This is a genomic window from Enterococcus sp. DIV0561, from assembly GCF_050539875.1.
GTDB classification, from domain to species: Bacteria; Bacillota; Bacilli; order Lactobacillales; family Enterococcaceae; genus Enterococcus; species Enterococcus faecalis.
In genome coordinates, this window is record NZ_CP172927.1 from 2829396 (window position 1) to 2845337 (window position 15942).

A 15942-nucleotide genomic window follows, 5' to 3' on the forward strand; every position below is an offset into this window, starting at 1 on the left:
GGTTTGAACAACCGTTATCGTCGCTCAAACCCTTGCTTCTTTATACATTTGCGGAGCACTTGCTCGTTCTATTCTGGCAAGTCAAGTTTGACTGTCACTTTCTGTAACGGTACATCGTAAAAAGGATCTTCACGACGGCCTAAAAAGTCTTTTCCTTGTTGTGGGAACATCGCATATAATAGGACATCCTCTTCAGATTTTGCGTATTGTTGGATTTCCTTTTCTAAACTATGCAACTCTGGTTTCAATAAATCCGCCGGTCGACAAGTGATTACCTCTTCATCCCCGATGATTTTTTGTTTAATCTCTTCTGCGATAGGTGCTGGTGATTTGCCGTATTCTCCGCGCACATAATCTTTGATTTCATTCGGTATTAAGGAATATCTTTCCCCAGAAATCACATTCATTAAGGCTTGTGTTCCAACCATTTGTGAAAGCGGCGTAACTAGTGGTGGATACCCTAAATCTGCTCTTACTTTAGGTACTTCAGCTAAAACTTCTTCATATTTGTCTTGTAAGCCTTGCTCCGTTAATTGACTTAATAAGTTTGATAACATACCACCAGGTACTTGATAAATCAAGGTTTTCGGTTCCGTATCTTTAACTTTAGGGTTTAAAATGCCTTCACTTCTAAAGCGATCACGAATCGGATTGAAATAGTCAGCAATCTCTGTTACTTTTTCCATATTTAAACCTGTTTCAAAGCCTAAATCTTCTAACGCAATGGCTACAGATTCTGTGGCTGGTTGACTCGTACCGCCAGCGAAAGAAGAAATAGCTGTATCGATGATATCCGCACCTGCTTCAGCAACTTTTAAATAGGTCATCTCAGAAATACCACTAGTCGCATGCGTATGCACCTCTAAAGGTAAATCAATGGCATCTTTCATTTTGCTCACTAATTCAAAACCAGTTTGTGGCGTCAAAACGCCTGCCATGTCCTTAATACAAATGGAATCCGCTCCTGTTTGACTTAATTCTTTGGCTAATTTTACAAAGTAATCGATGGTATGAATTTCACTCGTGGTATAAGAGATCGCTGCTTGACAGTGTCCGCCAGCTTCTTTTGTTGTTTGAATTGCTGTTTGTAAATTACGGACATCATTCAAGGCATCGAAAATACGAATAATATCAATCCCATTTTCAACTGATTTTTCGACAAAGGCCCGCACCACATCATCAGCGTAATGACGATATCCTAGTAAATTTTGTCCTCGTAATAACATTTGAAGTTTGGTATTTTTAACTTCTTTGCGAATTTGGCGAAGACGTTCCCAAGGATCCTCGTTTAAATAGCGGACACAGGAATCAAACGTTGCCCCGCCCCACATTTCTAATGCATGAAATCCTGCCTCGTCCATTGTTTTAATAATCGGCAGCATATCTGAGGTTGGCATCCGTGTTGCAATTAAACTTTGTTGTCCATCCCGTAGCACCGTTTCTGTAAAACGAATTTTTTTACTCACTTGGCTGCTCCTTTCGTGTCAAAATTATTTCTGTTATTTTTTCTTGCATTGCTTCAAGACTGTGACGTCGATTTCGTCCACAGACTTTCGCCTCTTCTTGGCAAACAAAACAGCGCCGTGGTGGCAAGCCTAAATCTCCTCGATGAAGGCTTTTTAGTTCTTTATTTCCCCATAAAACATCTAGGTCCACTAAACGACCATAAGGATGTGTTTCTTCAATTTTGACCATTCTTTGTTTTAACTCTTGCGGGGCTAACGAAACCGCCAAATAATATTCAGGCCCTGTTTTTTCATTCCGGTAAAAATTAACAATCGGTACTTGATCCAGCAATTGTTGCTCGACTTCGTCAATTACTTCTAAAAAAACAGCCGTTAAGGTGGGCGAATTTTTTACTTCTCCAGGAATATTCATTGTGGCAGATAAGAGACTAGCTTCTGGTGCTGTTTCTAACAACTCCTTCTGTGTAGCAGCTCTTTGTTCGCGAGCATCCAACATCTCTAAAAGTGTTACTTTTTCCCCATTAAACATTGCGTACCACATCAATTAGACTACCATCTCGGTATTCAATTAACGCAACAACTTTGTCTCCATATTTAATTGGTTCCGGGGTGCCAACAATGTTGTAGGCTTTGTCTTTCAACTCTTCTAACGTAAACTGAGGAACATCTAAAGTTTTAAAACAATCAATTAAGTCTGTTCTTTTTGGATTGATTGCAATGCCGACTTCTGTTACTACGACATCGACACTCGTACCTGGTGTAACGACTGTATTTACTTGCTCAACAATTGTTGGAATCCGTCCACGAACAAGTGGTGCAATCACTAGACTCATTTTACAAGCCATACTTGTATCGGAATGTCCGCCAGAAGCACCACGGATGACACCATCTGAACCAGTAATGACATTTACATTAAAATCTGTGTCCACTTCTAAAGCAGATAAAATAGCTGTGTCTAATTGATTAATAACCGCCCCTTTGCTAAGCGGTGAAGCATACATATTGGCATCAATTTCATAATGATTGGCGTTTTCCCCTAAAGAAATAGCTGATGGATGATCAAAGTCTTGGACGTCAATAATTTTTTCTACTAAACCTTCTTCCAAAAGTTCCACCATTGCATTCGTAATTCCACCTAAAGCGAAACTTGCTTTAATGCCATCTTTAAGCATTTGTTCTCTCATGAACCGCGTAACTGCTAGTGAAGAGCCACCTGTTCCTGTTTGGAATGAGAAGCCTTCTTTGTAGTAAGGAGAATGTGTAATTATTTTTGCGGCATATTCAGCAATCAATAATTCTTTAGGATTCTTTGTAAAACGTGTCGCGCCTTTGGCAATTCCATCTGGATCACCAATTGCATCAATTTCTACTACATAATCAACATCTGTTTGTGGAATACTAATAGGGGTATTAGGATATGGTACTAATGTGTCAGTAATGATGACAACTTGATCCGCATATTTTGCATCGACCATCGCATATCCAAGAGAACCACAGGTAGCTTTTCCTTTGGTTCCATTCGCATTTCCATAAGCGTCTGAACTTGGTGCACCTAAGAAAGCTACATCAATATGGATATCGCCTGCTGCTACTGCCCGTGCCCGGCCACCATGTGAACGAATCACCACAGGATTTTCCATGATACCTGCTGAAATAGCGGCGCCTACTTTATCTCTCAAACCAGAAGAAGTAATGTTGGTGACTACTCCATTTTTAATGTGTTCAATCAGAGGTTCATGAACATTTGCAATTGAACTAGGTGCAATCGAAATGTTTTTCAGCCCCATGGCGGCAATCTCGGCTAAAACTAAATTCATCACATAGTCTCCTTCACGGAAATGGTGATGGAAAGAGATGGTCATGCCATCTTTCAACCCTGTTTTTTCAATTGCTTCACGAATACTTCCTAAAAGTTTTGTCTCCCGAGGTTTCACTGGTTTAATTGCTCGGCTCGCTTCTTGATAAGCATCAATGTGTGCTAATTCTCCTTCATAAATGCCGTATTGCTCTGCATAAGATTGAGGAATGTCTTTGCCTACTTTATTTACTACCATGTCTATATTTCCTCCTCGGTAATTAATTTAGCCGCCAATGCTAACGCAATGACCCGTTCAGCTCGTTCAACAATTGGTTTATCAACCATTTTTCCATTTACGGAGATAACACCGGAACCTTTAGCTTCGGCTTCCCGAATGCCCCAGATTACTTCCTTAGCATTCTGGATTTCTTTTTCTGTCGGCGCATAAATAGTATTAACCAATGGGATTTGACGAGGGTTAATCACCGATTTCCCATCGAAACCTAGCTGTTTAATCAAACGAACTTCGGCTTCAAAGCCTTCCGTGTTGTCTACATCTGAATAGACCGTATCAATAGCTGCAATCCCAGCTGCTCGAGCGGCATGTAAAATCATGCTACGAGCAAAGAATAGTTCTTGGCCATCTGGATGGCGGCGTGTTTTCATATTGGTAACATAGTCTTCGGCGCCTAACGCGATGCCAATCAATCGAGTTGAACTTTTGGCAATCGCGGGCGCATTTAGAACACCTTCAGCCGATTCGATAGCAGCCATCATTTTCGTTGTTCCTACGGGAATGTCATTTTGCTGTTCTACTTCTGTAATGACTGCCTCGACATCAATGATATCTTGGGCTGTTTCTGTTTTTGGTAAACGAATCACATCGACACCAGCTAAGACCATTGCTTCAATATCTTCTGCGCCACCGGCATCTAAAGCATTGATCCGTACAACAATTTCAATATTGCCATAATCGAAAGTTTTCAAAGCAGAATGGACTAAAACACGGGCAGAGTCTTTTTCTTTTAATGAAACTGCATCTTCTAAATCAAACATGATTGAATCTGCCCCATACAAAGGTGCATCTCTTAGCATTGCTGCGTTCGCTCCAGGGACAAACATCATTGTTCTTCTTAAACGTTCCATGAGTCCAACTCCTTCCAATCATACGTTTCTTTTTCAGCGCCTCGATGTAAAACTGTAATCATCCGAGCTTTGATTGTACAATCTAATGCCCCTTTATCAATCGCCTTGACCGCAACGCCTTGGACATCTAAATGTTCCAAAGTTGTCGTAATCACCTGACGAATTTGATTGCCAAATTGTTTTTCGACACTACTTTCTAATTCAATGGTATTTTCTGTTGATTCAATGGGTTGGACGGTAATCATAATATCACTTGATTCTACTGTTCCTGCAGTAGCATTTTTGATAATCTTCACTTTCTTCACCTCATTAGTTTCTTGTGTTCTACTAAGTATTGATAACTTGTTGCTGGTAAAAACTTCTTGAGTGTCTCTTTGTCGCCTTCAGCCATCGCTTTGCGAACTTTCGTCGCACTAATCAGCTCTCCATCACTCGCTAATCGCGGGACAATGGTTAGCGTTATCGTTTGTCCGAAAACTTGTTGCATTGCTTGATTGTAGACATCGGTCACTTCTGAATAAGGCTCTTCTCCCACATAACGTTGTTGAATTTCAAGTATTGGCGCAATTCTTTCTTTAAATAACGTTGCATCAAGCGTTGCTTGAATTGCAGCTACCTCTAATGGCGCTTTTTCTTTCAAAAAATAGGTAGGAAAAGTCGCAGACGAAACTAAGTAATCTTCTGTAGATAGGACTGTCACATTGGGTAAATGGGCTACCCCTTTTTGCACCATTGCGAAACGTGCTTCTTTTGAAAACAGCGATTTATCTTCAGATAAAACAAACACATAAACGTGCGGACTTTCTTTGGCTGCTTTTTCGACTAAGTACTGATGGCCTTTCGTAAAAGGATTTGCATTCATGACAATGCTACTGGCTGGCCCTGCTTTTTTATGCTGTGTCAGGTAACCAAGATAATCGGCAAAATCTGGTTTGCCTTGCTCCATAAATAGCACCTCTTGATTCGCAACCACTTTTTGAAAGCCTAGCGACTGAAAAATTTGTTCATTTTTTGGTTTTGTATACAAAAAACTGTGTAATTGGTTTTCTTCTCTCAGTTTTTCAAGTAGATGAACCACCAATTGGGTTAACAAATTTTCAGATTGATATTTTTTACAAACGGCCACGCACTTAATCGTTTTGCCTGAAAGCGAGCCAGAGGCGATTAATGCTGTGTCATCATATATGCCAACGGTGTAATCAAGTGCTTCTGTCGTTTGCAATTCGGCTTTTTCCATTAATTCGCGCCAAGCTTGATAAGCTTTTTTATCTTTTTGCAACCAGATTCTTTTCATTGTATATACGCTGCTCACAGCAATAACCTCCTTTATTTTTTAATTGGAAATAATTTTGTTAGTAATTTAGACGCTAGATAAATGATAAATAAAACAACGAAAACGCCGCCCCAACCAAAACCTAACAGTTCAAAAGCAATTTTTAAATCTTCCATGTTAACAGACATGTATTCGTTCTCCTTTCCGTCCTATGTTAAAAAGGCTAATAGTAAGCCACCAGCAATTACAGAAGCGATTTGTCCTGAAACGTTGGCACCAGCAGCATGCATTAAAATAAAGTTTTGTGGGTCTTCATCTGTAGCCATTTTTTGAATGACCCGACTAGACATTGGGAAAGCGGAAATACCCGCAGCACCAATCATTGGATTGATTTTTTCTTTTCTAAATAAATTCAAGAATTTAGCAAAAAGCACGCCGCCGACTGAGTCCATAATAAAAGCGACTAACCCTAAGCCAATAACCATCAACGTATCGACTTTTAAGAACTCTGCATAGTTCATGCTAACGGAAATAGATAGTCCTAGCAAGATACTAATAATATTCACCAATTCATTTTGAGCTGTAATGGATAAACGATCCAAAACGCCACATTCTCTTAATAAGTTCCCAAACATTAAGAAACCAACTAATGGTAATGACACCGGCGCAATTAACCCTGCGACAATCGTAATAACAACCGGGAAAAGAATTTTCGCTGTTTGAGAAACTTCACCGGCCCGATAATTCATACGGATCCGACGTTCGGCTTTCGTCGTCACTGCTTTAATCGCTACTGGTTGAATAATCGGAACTAACGCCATGTAGGAGTAAGCGGCAACCATTATGGCCCCCATGTATTTTGAATGTAAGGTATTTGCTACGAAAATAGACGTTGGGCCATCAGCGGCACCAATAATCCCGATCGAAGCAGCATCGTTTAAATCAAAACCTAATAAAACAGCCATAATAACTGTAAAGAAAATCCCAAACTGTGCAGCGGCACCAAACATCAACATAAACGGATTTTGTAACAATGGACCGAAATCAATCATTGCCCCAATCCCAATAAATAATAATAACGGGAATAACTCTGTTTTTATTCCAAAATCAAAAAGAACATTAAACGGACCTGGCTCGCCGCCAGCGCTCAATACGCCGGAATTAGGAAAGTTCACTAAAATCGTTCCTAAACCCATCGGCACTAAAAGTGTTGGTTCATACTCTTTTTTTATTCCTAAATACATTAATAGTCCACCAATCAGCATCATCACAATGCGTCCTGGTTCTTGGCCCATTCCTATAACACCTTGAATCAGTGTCTCCACACAAATCACTTCCTCTTCTTAAATTAATTCTAGTTAATTGTTATTAATGGTTCCCCTGGGTTCACAATTTGGCCTTGGGTAACATGAATTCCTGTTACCGTACCTGCTTTTCCTGCAACGATTTCATTTTCCATCTTCATTGCTTCTAAAATTAACAATGGTTGGTTCTCGGACACCGTATCACCAACATTGACTAATACTTTTAACACAGTTCCTGGCATTGGCGCAGGCATTGCATCTGCTCCTGCTGGGGCGGCTGGCTGTGCTGCTGGCGCTGGGGCTTCTTCAACAGCAGGGGCTGGTGTTTCTGTCGTAGCAACTGGCGCTGTTGGTTGTGGCGCAACAGGTGCTGGTTGTGGGACGCCACCGATTTCTTCCATCTCGACTAAATATTCTTTCCCATCAATTGAAATTTTAAATTTGCGTAACATAATGATCCTCCTCAAGGTTTTGTTTTGAAATTCTTTTGACAACTAGCTGAGACTCTTCTGAAAGCTCTGCAGCTATACTGGCTGCAATAATGGCAACTTCTTTTGCTTCTGGATTTCGTTTTGCGATTTTTTTGATAACAAAACGACTTTCTGGAAACTCTCCTGCTGCGATGGCAGTGGCCACAATACTTACCAATTGATATTCTTTTGGCTCAGCAGGAATATATGCTGGTATATCTATCCATCGCTTTTCCAAGTTATCCGCTTCACGTTGGATAACGCTTTCATTAATCTCGGTATCCTGCGTGTGTTGCTCTTTCTTGAATAAGGACTTAAATAGGCCCATATTGTCTCTCCTTTCACTAATTCTTGGTATACGTTCATTATAGAAAAAACCATTAAAAAACCTAGTGAAAACACTAGCTCAGATTGTTCTTTTATTGTTTATTTTGTGAAAAAAACTCTGTAAACATTGGTATATAAGCATTTATCAACCGTTAAGATTCTATTAATATTATATTAAGTTATTAATAAGAATTTGATTGTTGAATTGTTTTTTTGATGTTCTTTTTGTTTTAGGCTATTTATTCTCTGCGAAAGTTTGTATATTCTCACACTATAGACAAACACAAAAAATATTTTTTGTTGTAAACCAGAATACTGTGAAACATTTCTCATGGCTATTCTTTTTTATTAACACCGGTTGTTAACGCTTACAAAAAAGTTCTAAAAAAGAAAGGAAGAAAAACATGTTACTCACTATTTTAGCTTATGGTATGATTATCATCTTTATGTATGTAATCATGAAAAAGAAATTGTCACCGTTTACATCTTTAGTAATTATTCCTCTTATTTTTACTTTGATTGCAATTGCAACTGGAGTAGCGAGTCCGCCACCTGGTGCTGACGGTGTTGTCCCTGAAGTCAACATTGGGAATTTCGTCTTAGATGGGATTTCAACTACTTCAAAAACTGGTATTATGTTATTATTTGCCATTCTTTACTTCTCTATTATGTTGGATGCTGGTTTGTTTGACCCAATCACTAAAAAAATGATTTACTTTGCTAAAGGCGATCCAATGAAAGTCTTGATGGCTACTGCGGTAGTTGCTGCTGCTGTTTCCTTAAACGGAGATGGAACAACTACGACCTTGATTTGCTGTTCTGCGTTTATTCCCATCTACAAAAAACTTAATATGAAATTGATGAATTTAGGTGTGCTTGTTATCTTACAAAACACCATTATGAACTTATTACCTTGGGGCGGTCCAACAGCTCGTGCCATGGCCGTACTAGAAGTTGATGCCGACATTCTTTCTTATTTAGCACCTGGTATGATTTTATCTGTATTGTATGTTATCTTCTTTGTTGCTTATCGCATGGGGAAAAAAGAACGTGCTCGCTTAGGCGTGACAACGCTTACTGATAAAGAATTGGAAGAAATGACTATTGTTAACGATCCTGAGTTATTAGAAATTCGTCGTCCAAAGAATTTTGCATTCAATGGTATTTTAACGATTGTCTTAATCGGTTGGTTAGTCCTAAGTTCATTCGTTGGTCAATTAGGTTTGCCTTCGTGGATTGAAATGCCACCGTTATTATTATTCCTAGTTGGTACTTGTATCGCTTTAATGATCAACTATCCAAAATTAAAAGATCAAAGCAGCCGTATCAGTGCAAATGCTGGTGATGCTGTGCAAGTAGTTATCTTAGTTTTTGCTGCTGGCGTCTTCATGGGCTTATTCCAAGGTTCTGGTATGGCCAATGCCTTAGCAAATAGCTTTGTTAATATTATTCCAAAACAATTAGCCGGCGCTTGGGGCTTAGTGATTGCGTTCATTTCAGCACCAGGAACATTCTTTATTTCAAACGATGGTTTCTATTTCGGTGTCTTACCAGTCCTAGCAGAAGCTGGACGTTCTTATGGATTTGACAATATGTCTATGGCTTTAGCTTCCTTAATGGGGCAAGCGTTCCACTTATTAAGTCCATTAGTGGCATTTATTTACTTGCTATTACGTTTAACTGGTTTAGATATGGGCCAATGGCAAAAAGAATCGGCAAAATATGCCTTAGGAATTTTCGTTATTTTCGTTGTTACAATTGTTGCTTTAGGTCACATGCCTTTATTTATTCCACAAAATTAAACGTCGTCGCTGAAACCGTAGGAGTACCTTTTCTCCTCGGTTTTCTTTTCATTTTGTCTTTTCTTGCGTTATATTTTCATTTTTAATATTATATTTATTATCTATAAAAATAACCTATAGGGAGGTGCCTCATATGAATCCAACGGTTGAAGCAGTAAAACGGAACTTAGATTTAACTAGCAGTAAACCTCTAAAAATTTGTACCTATGAAGCCTTTAAGAAAACCATTATTTTAGGGGATATTCCTGCAGGTGAACGGATTAATGAAAAAGAATTTTCCGAGCAATTAAACATTAGTCGGACGCCCATTCGCTTTGCTTTACAAGAATTGGTCAAAGAACAATTGGTGGAACATATACCTATGGTGGGTATCGTGGTTAAAGGGATTAGTATGAAAGATGCTTATGAAATTTATGATATTCGTAAATCTTTGGACACTTTAGCAACTATTAAAGCCATGGAACTCATGACACCAGAAGATTTTGATGAATTGGAAGCCTTACTTCTCGAAGGAGAACAATACAATAAAAATAACCAAGTAGATGACTTACTACAGAACTTTTCAGATTTTAATTCCTTTATTTATACTAAGAGTCAGATGCTACGTTTAAAAAAAATTGTGACTGATCTCCATGCTTACTTAATCTATTTCAGAGATATTGCAATTCGTGCCTCAGAACGTCGTAGTATTGCCCTAGAAGAACATTGGTTAATTTTCCGCGGAATGAAAACAAAGAATATTGACCAGATCACACTTTTAACCCATGAACATCTAAATCGTTCGCTTCAATTTATTTTGAAAGAAATGGAACGTCGGCAAATTGAATAAGCAAAAAAGACCCGCAGTCTGAGCCGACCCCCAAAAGTTAGACCTAGAAATCTAACTTTTGGGGGTTTTTTTGTATGGCAAAATACAGTTTTGAATTTAAACTTAAACTTGTTCATGACTACTTATCTGGTCAAGGAGGTCTAAGGTTTCTCGCAAAGAAGTATGGGTTTAAAGATAGTTCTCAAATAAGCAAATGGATAAATGCCTATAAAGAACTTGGTGAAGAAGGCCTACTTCGCAGTCAAAAAAATAAGAATTACTCTGTTCAATTTAAGCTAGATGCGATAGAGTTATATTTAACAACAGAGTTGTCCTATCAAGAAGTAGCTAATCTTCTAAAAATGAACAATCCATCATTGATTGCGAATTGGCTTAGAACGTATCAGAAGTTTGGTATAGAGGGACTCTCTAAACAGAAAGGACGTCCACCTACCATGCCTAAGAAGAAACAAAAGGAAAGCCAACCATTACCAAGTGAACGATCTCAAGTAGAGAAACTAGAAAAAGAAAATAGAATGTTAAAAATTGAGAATGCCTATTTAAAAGAATTGAGGAGACTGCGTTTAGAGGACGAACAAAAAATGAACGAATCGCACGAATCATTCACAGTCTCCGAAGACACTTTCGATTAAAAGATATTTTGGAAACCCTAAGGTTTCCAAAATCTACTTACATGTACTGGCAAAAACGCCTCGACAGAACAGCTTCAACACAAATCATTGAAGAAGAAATTCAAGCGATTCGTAAAAAACATCAACATTATGGCTATAGAAGGATGACCCAAGAATTGAAACGACGTGGATTTCAAGTGAATAAAAAGAAAGTCCAGCGATTAATACAAAAGTTAAAGTTACAAGTCAAAGCTTTTACTAAGAAATCCAGAAAATATAATTCCTATAAAGGAACCGTTGGTAAAATCGCTAAAAATTTGATTCGTCGCCGATTTAAAACCTCTGTTCCTCATCAAAAAATTACAACTGATACAACTGAATTTAAGTACTTTGAAGCAGATAACGCAGGCATCTTTCGTCAGAAAAAACTATACTTAGATCCATTTATGGATATGTATAATAGTGAAATTCTAAGCTATAGCCTTTCTACTCAACCAAATGGTAAAACAGTTATGGAAGGTCTGAAAGAAGCAATTTCTCAAACAAATGATTGTCCCTATCGGCGCACCTTTCACTCTGATCAAGGCTGGGCTTATCAAATGAATGTCTATATACAAACATTAAAGGACAATAATATCTTTCAAAGTATGTCTCGAAAAGGAACCTGTTTAGATAATTCTCCTATGGAGAATTTCTTCAGTATCCTAAAACAAGAAGTGTACTATGGAAAAATCTATCAAAGTCAAAATGAATTGAGAGAAGCAATTGAGAACTACATTTATTATTACAATCATCACCGAATCAAAGAAAAACTTAACTGGAAAAGCCCAGTAGAATTTCGACAATTCAATCAAAAAACTGCATAAAAAATAGAGTGGAAAAATCCACTCTATAAAAAGTCTAACTTTTTGGGGTCGCTACAGTCGCTCGTGCAACTGCGGGCCTTTTTTCATTTTTTTTGTACGCAACCATCTGGCGTAAAGGTATAACCAATGCCCCAAACGGTCCGCAGGTAACAAGGTTCTTTCGGGTTTTCTTCTAATTTACTTCGTAAACGATTAATAAAAACCATAATCGTATTCGCATCGACATCCCCAGTACCCCAAACACTGCTGTAAATTTGTTCTTTAGAGAATACTTGCTCGGGATTCTCCAGAAAAAATTGAATTAATTGAACTTCTTTCGAAGACAATGAAATAGGTAAATCCTTTTTAAATAGTTGATAACGACCATAATCAAAACGGAAATCGCCTACCTGTAGCTCTTCTTTTTTATAAACATTCAATTGTTTTCGAATCATTCGAGCTCGATTCAACGAAGCAATCACCTGAGCCTTAAAAACATTCAAGGAAAAAGGTTTCGTTATATAACTATCCACGCCCATTTCCAAGGCTGCAATGATATCCTCTTCTTCTTTTTTGCTACTAAAAAAGATAATTGGCACCAGTGGATATTTCTCTCTAATCATTTGGACTAAGTAGTAACCATCGCTGTCATGTTCCAAGTTATCATCTAAAATGAACAAATCAAAGGTAACTCTGGACACGATATCTTTTGTTTTTTCAATTGATTCACTTTGGTAAATAAGAATACCTGTTGATTGTAATGCTTTCCAAATCAAGCGACGAACTGCTGCATCATCATCTACAACCAGTACTTTCTCCGTACGCATACCTGTTGTTCCCCCTACGTCTCTTTACAAAACTTTTTCATTTGAATTTACTACTGGAGTAATTACTGATTATCATAACATAAAAAAAGAAACGGAGACGGCTAAAAAATCATTTAACTGGGAAAGAGCCTGGGACAAAAATCCAAAGTGATTTTTGTCCCAGGCTCAAAACCTGATAAACGGCGGGAACAGAACCAATACTACGCGTTGCTCCGATCTCAACAACTTCTAAGAGCTAAAGTTCTAAGAGTTGAAGGTCCTTCGGAAATAAGCCGAAATTGTTGAGAATCACGAAGAACGTAGTGATTCGATGATGAACAATACCTACTTGGTCTCCAAAAATTAAAAAGCAATTTTCGGAAATTCCTTCTTATTTCTCGGAGCTAAACGGTTCCGTCCCGACCTCTGTTTAAAAATACTTCTTAACTGGTTCAACCACTAAATACCGATAAGGTTCATCCCCTTCAGAATGGGTTTTGATTTGCTCATCTTTACTTAGCGTGTGATGAATTTGTTTTCTTTCAAAAGCCGGCATTGGTTCCAAGAAGACTGGCCGCCCAGTGCGTTTGGCTTTTTCCGCGGTGCGTTTCGCTAAACGTTCCAAAATTTCATGACGTTTTTCGCGATAATTTCCGACATTCACAACAATCGATAGCTTATTGCTTGCAATGCGGTGAATAAAGACTTGCGCTAAATACTGTAACGCATTTAACACTTTTCCGTGTTTTCCAATTAAGATACCTTGTTTTTCTGTTTCTAAATGGAAGATAATATTGCCATTCTCGCGCGCTATGCGAACCATGGCAGGGGCGTTCAGTTCATTTGAAATATTCGTTAAATACATCGCTAATTCAGTAATAGCAGCTTCGTCTTCCAGATTTTCTAAAGAATGTGTTGATTCCTCTGAGAGACTAGGAATTGCTTCGGTTAATTCCTCAACTGCTTCTTCCACTGCTGTTGCTTCATCGGCAACAACAATATCTTCCACTGTTTCTTCGACCGCTTCTGTGACTTGCTCACTAATCGTTGGTTCCATTGAAATTTGGGCAAGTTTTTTTCCTAGACCTAAAAATCCTTTTTTTCCTTCGTCTAACACATCAATTGTAACATCCTCTTTGGTTAAACCAAGTGCTTGTAAGCCTTTCTGCGTTGCTTCTTCGATTGTATTTCCTTCATAAATCGGCATCTGAACGACCTCCTTTATTTTTTCTTCCCTTTTTTCTTAGGACTTTTTGCTCGTTCAAGCGCTCGCTCCCGTGCTTTGGCTTGACGTGCTGCTTCCTCCCGCTCTTTACGGATTTTGAATGGATTGTTTAATAACAATGTTTGCCCTGTTTGGAAGGCATTTGAGACCACCCAGTAAAGAGATAAACTGCTGGCTAATGAAATCCCCATAAAGAAGATCATCGCTGGCATAACGTAATTCATAATTTTCAGTGAGGCATTTGTTTCTAGTTGGCTCATACTTGAAAGATACGTACTAGCAAACGTAAAGACAGCCGCTAAAATCGGTAAAATTAAATACGGATCCGGCTTATCGAGGCTTAACCACAAGAACGTTCCTTCTTTTAACTCAGGCACGCGTGAAATGGCTTGATACAAAGCCATCATGATTGGTAGTTGAACCAACAATGGTAAACAGCCAATGTAAGGATTCACATTATTCTCTGCATACAAACGTTGCTGTTCTTCTCGGAATAAGCGTTGTGTTTCAGGATCTTTTGAAGAATATTTTTGTTGCAAGGCCTTTAATTGCGGTTGCAACTCTTGTGTTTTACGCATACTCTTCGTTTGGAAATGCATCAACGGCAATAAAATAATCCGGATGACTAACGTAAATAGGATAATCCCAATTCCGACACTGCCGCCTAATGATAGGAACTTAATCGCTTGGGCAAAATAATAAACAATGTATCGATCCCAAATTCCTGTACTACTTTCACTTACGGGCGCGGTTCCGCAGGCGGATAAAACAAAGACTAAGGTCACTAACCCAGCCATTAATAATAAGCGCTTATACTTCTTCACTACTCAATTCCCTCTCTTACATCTAATATTTTAGCTAAATTTAACACATGTGTTAAATTAGCTTTCACTTCTTCAGACGATAACTTTTCCAATCCTGGACGTGCAATCACGATAAAATCAATTTCTGGAGAGATACGGTCTTTTAATTGAAATAAACTCGCGCGGATTTTCCGCTTCACAGCATTTCTTGTGACCGCGTTTCCAATTTTCTTCCCAACAGAAATCCCCACTCGAAAATGGGCTTGTTGTGGTTTCTCTAAAACGTACACCACGAAACGACGATTTGCACAAGATTGTTTTTTATTAAACACCTGTTGAAATTCTTTTTCTTTCTTGACACGGTAGGACTTTTTCATCGGCATCCCTTTGTTTCTATATTTTTTTACTTCTTAATAATAATAGCATATTTCCGCTCTTTTTTAGTAGCCTTTTCTATAGAATCCTGCTTTCTTTTATTGAAAACAGAAAAAGAACCCTTAGTTATCTTCACATCTTCCAAAAAATTATGGAGATAACTAAGGGTTCTTAGAAATTGACTGTTTAAAAGACCAGACCATCATTAAGCAGAAATAACTTTTCTACCTTTACGACGACGGCTTGCTAATACGCGACGGCCATTTTTAGTGCTCATACGTTTACGGAATCCGTGAACTTTTTGGCGTTTACGTTTGTTTGGTTGATACGTTCTTTTCATGCAATTACACCTCCTGAAATTGTAACTATCCATCAATATATAGACATACTTTGATAGTATAACGAGTAATAGGGTCTTTTGTCAATAAAATTTAAGAAATATTTCCTGAGAAAGATTCGTTTCAATTATCCACAAATTAAATTTTCCTGTGAGTAGCTTGTGGATAGTTTTCCACATTTTTTTCTGTTCACAGCCATTTTTCCACTAGTTTTACACAAAAAAACAGCCTGTTAAAAAGTTTTGCACAGGTGTTTTTTTATCTGTTGATAAGTTCTTGAAACATGATTGTGCCAAGCTTAATTATTCTCAACTTTTTGTGGATAACTCATTCAACAACCACTTCCTTCCGCAAGTGTCGACACCCTGTGGAAAACTTTTTTCACCCTTGTGTACTTTTTTTCCACATTGAACAATTGCTTGTGGAAAAAGTTTTAAAAAAATGCTAAAATCGACTATGCTCATTCTTTTAAGTTATCCACATTTTTTAGATAACCAAAATTTAAACATATAGGAGGTCACTGT

Annotated in this window: 17 protein-coding genes and 1 pseudogene; 3 read left to right on the forward strand and 15 right to left on the reverse strand. The window is 38.1% G+C overall.

What is annotated here, in order from left to right; genetic code table 11:
* Window positions 1-68 precede the first annotated feature (68 nt).
* The 10 genes from IGM13_RS13450 to IGM13_RS13495 are packed head-to-tail and all read right to left on the reverse strand — an operon-like array spanning window position 69 to window position 7785.
* The gene (locus IGM13_RS13450; protein ID WP_002355994.1) at window positions 69-1466 is read right to left on the reverse strand and encodes an oxaloacetate decarboxylase subunit alpha; all 1398 of its coding nucleotides are present in this window, start codon (window positions 1464-1466) and stop codon (window positions 69-71) included.
* The gene (citX, locus tag IGM13_RS13455) at window positions 1459-1995 is read right to left on the reverse strand and encodes a citrate lyase holo-[acyl-carrier protein] synthase (RefSeq protein ID WP_002419346.1); all 537 of its coding nucleotides are present in this window, start codon (window positions 1993-1995) and stop codon (window positions 1459-1461) included. Before citX ends, IGM13_RS13450 begins: the two co-directional genes overlap by 8 nt.
* A complete protein-coding gene (citF, locus tag IGM13_RS13460; RefSeq protein ID WP_002355996.1) occupies window positions 1988-3520 on the reverse strand; it encodes a citrate lyase subunit alpha in 1533 nt (510 codons plus the stop codon). The genes citX and citF overlap by 8 nt, the downstream gene beginning before the upstream one ends.
* A gap of 2 nt (window positions 3521-3522) precedes the next feature.
* Complete coding sequence (citE, locus tag IGM13_RS13465) at window positions 3523-4410, reverse strand: citrate (pro-3S)-lyase subunit beta (RefSeq protein ID WP_002355998.1); 888 nt, start codon at window positions 4408-4410, stop codon at window positions 3523-3525.
* Window positions 4398-4706, reverse strand: a complete 309-nt coding sequence (citD, locus tag IGM13_RS13470) for a citrate lyase acyl carrier protein (protein WP_002355999.1) — start codon at window positions 4704-4706, stop codon at window positions 4398-4400. The genes citE and citD overlap by 13 nt, the downstream gene beginning before the upstream one ends.
* Window positions 4707-4711: 5 nt before the next feature.
* Window positions 4712-5704 carry a [citrate (pro-3S)-lyase] ligase gene (citC, locus tag IGM13_RS13475; protein ID WP_002419345.1) on the reverse strand — a complete coding sequence of 331 codons (993 nt, stop codon included), beginning with the start codon at window positions 5702-5704 and terminating at the stop codon, window positions 4712-4714.
* Window positions 5705-5736: 32 nt separating this feature from the next.
* On the reverse strand, window positions 5737-5871 hold the full coding sequence (locus IGM13_RS13480; RefSeq protein ID WP_002356001.1) for an OadG-related small transporter subunit: 135 nt from the start codon (window positions 5869-5871) through the stop codon (window positions 5737-5739).
* 21 nt (window positions 5872-5892) lie between these two features.
* The gene (locus tag IGM13_RS13485; protein ID WP_002419344.1) at window positions 5893-7008 is read right to left on the reverse strand and encodes a sodium ion-translocating decarboxylase subunit beta; all 1116 of its coding nucleotides are present in this window, start codon (window positions 7006-7008) and stop codon (window positions 5893-5895) included.
* A gap of 29 nt (window positions 7009-7037) precedes the next feature.
* Complete coding sequence (locus IGM13_RS13490; RefSeq protein WP_002363547.1) at window positions 7038-7439, reverse strand: acetyl-CoA carboxylase biotin carboxyl carrier protein subunit; 402 nt, start codon at window positions 7437-7439, stop codon at window positions 7038-7040.
* Entirely contained in the window at window positions 7423-7785 is a 363-nt protein-coding gene (locus tag IGM13_RS13495; RefSeq protein WP_002356004.1) for a hypothetical protein, read from the reverse strand. The genes IGM13_RS13490 and IGM13_RS13495 overlap by 17 nt, the downstream gene beginning before the upstream one ends.
* A gap of 403 nt (window positions 7786-8188) precedes the next feature.
* Between IGM13_RS13495 and IGM13_RS13500 the strand changes: the two genes are divergently transcribed.
* The 3 genes and pseudogenes from IGM13_RS13500 to IGM13_RS13510 all read left to right on the forward strand — a co-directional run bounded on the left by IGM13_RS13500 (window position 8189) and on the right by IGM13_RS13510 (window position 11892).
* Window positions 8189-9586: a CitMHS family transporter gene (locus tag IGM13_RS13500; RefSeq protein ID WP_002356005.1), complete on the forward strand. Its 1398-nt coding sequence runs from the start codon at window positions 8189-8191 to the stop codon at window positions 9584-9586.
* 133 nt (window positions 9587-9719) lie between these two features.
* Window positions 9720-10415 (forward strand): GntR family transcriptional regulator, encoded by a 696-nt coding sequence (locus IGM13_RS13505; RefSeq protein WP_002356006.1) that lies wholly within the window; start codon window positions 9720-9722, stop codon window positions 10413-10415.
* Between the two features lie 74 nt (window positions 10416-10489).
* Window positions 10490-11892: pseudogene (locus IGM13_RS13510) on the forward strand (IS3 family transposase).
* Window positions 11893-11975: 83 nt separating this feature from the next.
* Here the strand turns inward: IGM13_RS13510 and IGM13_RS13515 are convergent.
* The 5 genes from IGM13_RS13515 to rpmH form a co-directional block, all read right to left on the reverse strand.
* Window positions 11976-12698 (reverse strand): response regulator transcription factor, encoded by a 723-nt coding sequence (locus IGM13_RS13515; protein ID WP_002420061.1) that lies wholly within the window; start codon window positions 12696-12698, stop codon window positions 11976-11978.
* Between the two features lie 409 nt (window positions 12699-13107).
* On the reverse strand, window positions 13108-13884 hold the full coding sequence (gene jag, locus IGM13_RS13520) for an RNA-binding cell elongation regulator Jag/EloR (RefSeq protein WP_002361456.1): 777 nt from the start codon (window positions 13882-13884) through the stop codon (window positions 13108-13110).
* Between the two features lie 14 nt (window positions 13885-13898).
* Window positions 13899-14726, reverse strand: a complete 828-nt coding sequence (locus tag IGM13_RS13525; protein ID WP_002356010.1) for a YidC/Oxa1 family membrane protein insertase — start codon at window positions 14724-14726, stop codon at window positions 13899-13901.
* On the reverse strand, window positions 14726-15082 hold the full coding sequence (gene rnpA, locus IGM13_RS13530; protein ID WP_002356011.1) for a ribonuclease P protein component: 357 nt from the start codon (window positions 15080-15082) through the stop codon (window positions 14726-14728). Before rnpA ends, IGM13_RS13525 begins: the two co-directional genes overlap by 1 nt.
* Window positions 15083-15285: 203 nt before the next feature.
* A complete protein-coding gene (rpmH, locus tag IGM13_RS13535) occupies window positions 15286-15420 on the reverse strand; it encodes a 50S ribosomal protein L34 (protein WP_002356012.1) in 135 nt (44 codons plus the stop codon).
* Window positions 15421-15942 lie beyond the last annotated feature (522 nt).

Bases quoted from the DNA above. Each gene is read 5' to 3' on its own strand.
- citX (WP_002419346.1), bottom strand. From the start codon at position 1,995: ATGTTTAATGGGGAAAAAGTAACACTTTTAGAGATGTTGGATGCTCGC.
- citF (WP_002355996.1), bottom strand. From the start codon at position 3,520: ATGGTAGTAAATAAAGTAGGCAAAGACATTCCTCAATCTTATGCAGAG.
- citE (WP_002355998.1), bottom strand. From the start codon at position 4,410: ATGGAACGTTTAAGAAGAACAATGATGTTTGTCCCTGGAGCGAACGCA.
- citC (WP_002419345.1), bottom strand. From the start codon at position 5,704: ATGAAAAGAATCTGGTTGCAAAAAGATAAAAAAGCTTATCAAGCTTGG.
- IGM13_RS13480 (WP_002356001.1), bottom strand. From the start codon at position 5,871: ATGTCTGTTAACATGGAAGATTTAAAAATTGCTTTTGAACTGTTAGGT.
- IGM13_RS13490 (WP_002363547.1), bottom strand. From the start codon at position 7,439: ATGTTACGCAAATTTAAAATTTCAATTGATGGGAAAGAATATTTAGTC.
- IGM13_RS13495 (WP_002356004.1), bottom strand. From the start codon at position 7,785: ATGGGCCTATTTAAGTCCTTATTCAAGAAAGAGCAACACACGCAGGAT.
- IGM13_RS13500 (WP_002356005.1), top strand. From the start codon at position 8,189: ATGTTACTCACTATTTTAGCTTATGGTATGATTATCATCTTTATGTAT.
- IGM13_RS13505 (WP_002356006.1), top strand. From the start codon at position 9,720: ATGAATCCAACGGTTGAAGCAGTAAAACGGAACTTAGATTTAACTAGC.
- IGM13_RS13515 (WP_002420061.1), bottom strand. From the start codon at position 12,698: ATGCGTACGGAGAAAGTACTGGTTGTAGATGATGATGCAGCAGTTCGT.
- jag (WP_002361456.1), bottom strand. From the start codon at position 13,884: ATGCCGATTTATGAAGGAAATACAATCGAAGAAGCAACGCAGAAAGGC.
- rnpA (WP_002356011.1), bottom strand. From the start codon at position 15,082: ATGAAAAAGTCCTACCGTGTCAAGAAAGAAAAAGAATTTCAACAGGTG.
- rpmH (WP_002356012.1), bottom strand. From the start codon at position 15,420: ATGAAAAGAACGTATCAACCAAACAAACGTAAACGCCAAAAAGTTCAC.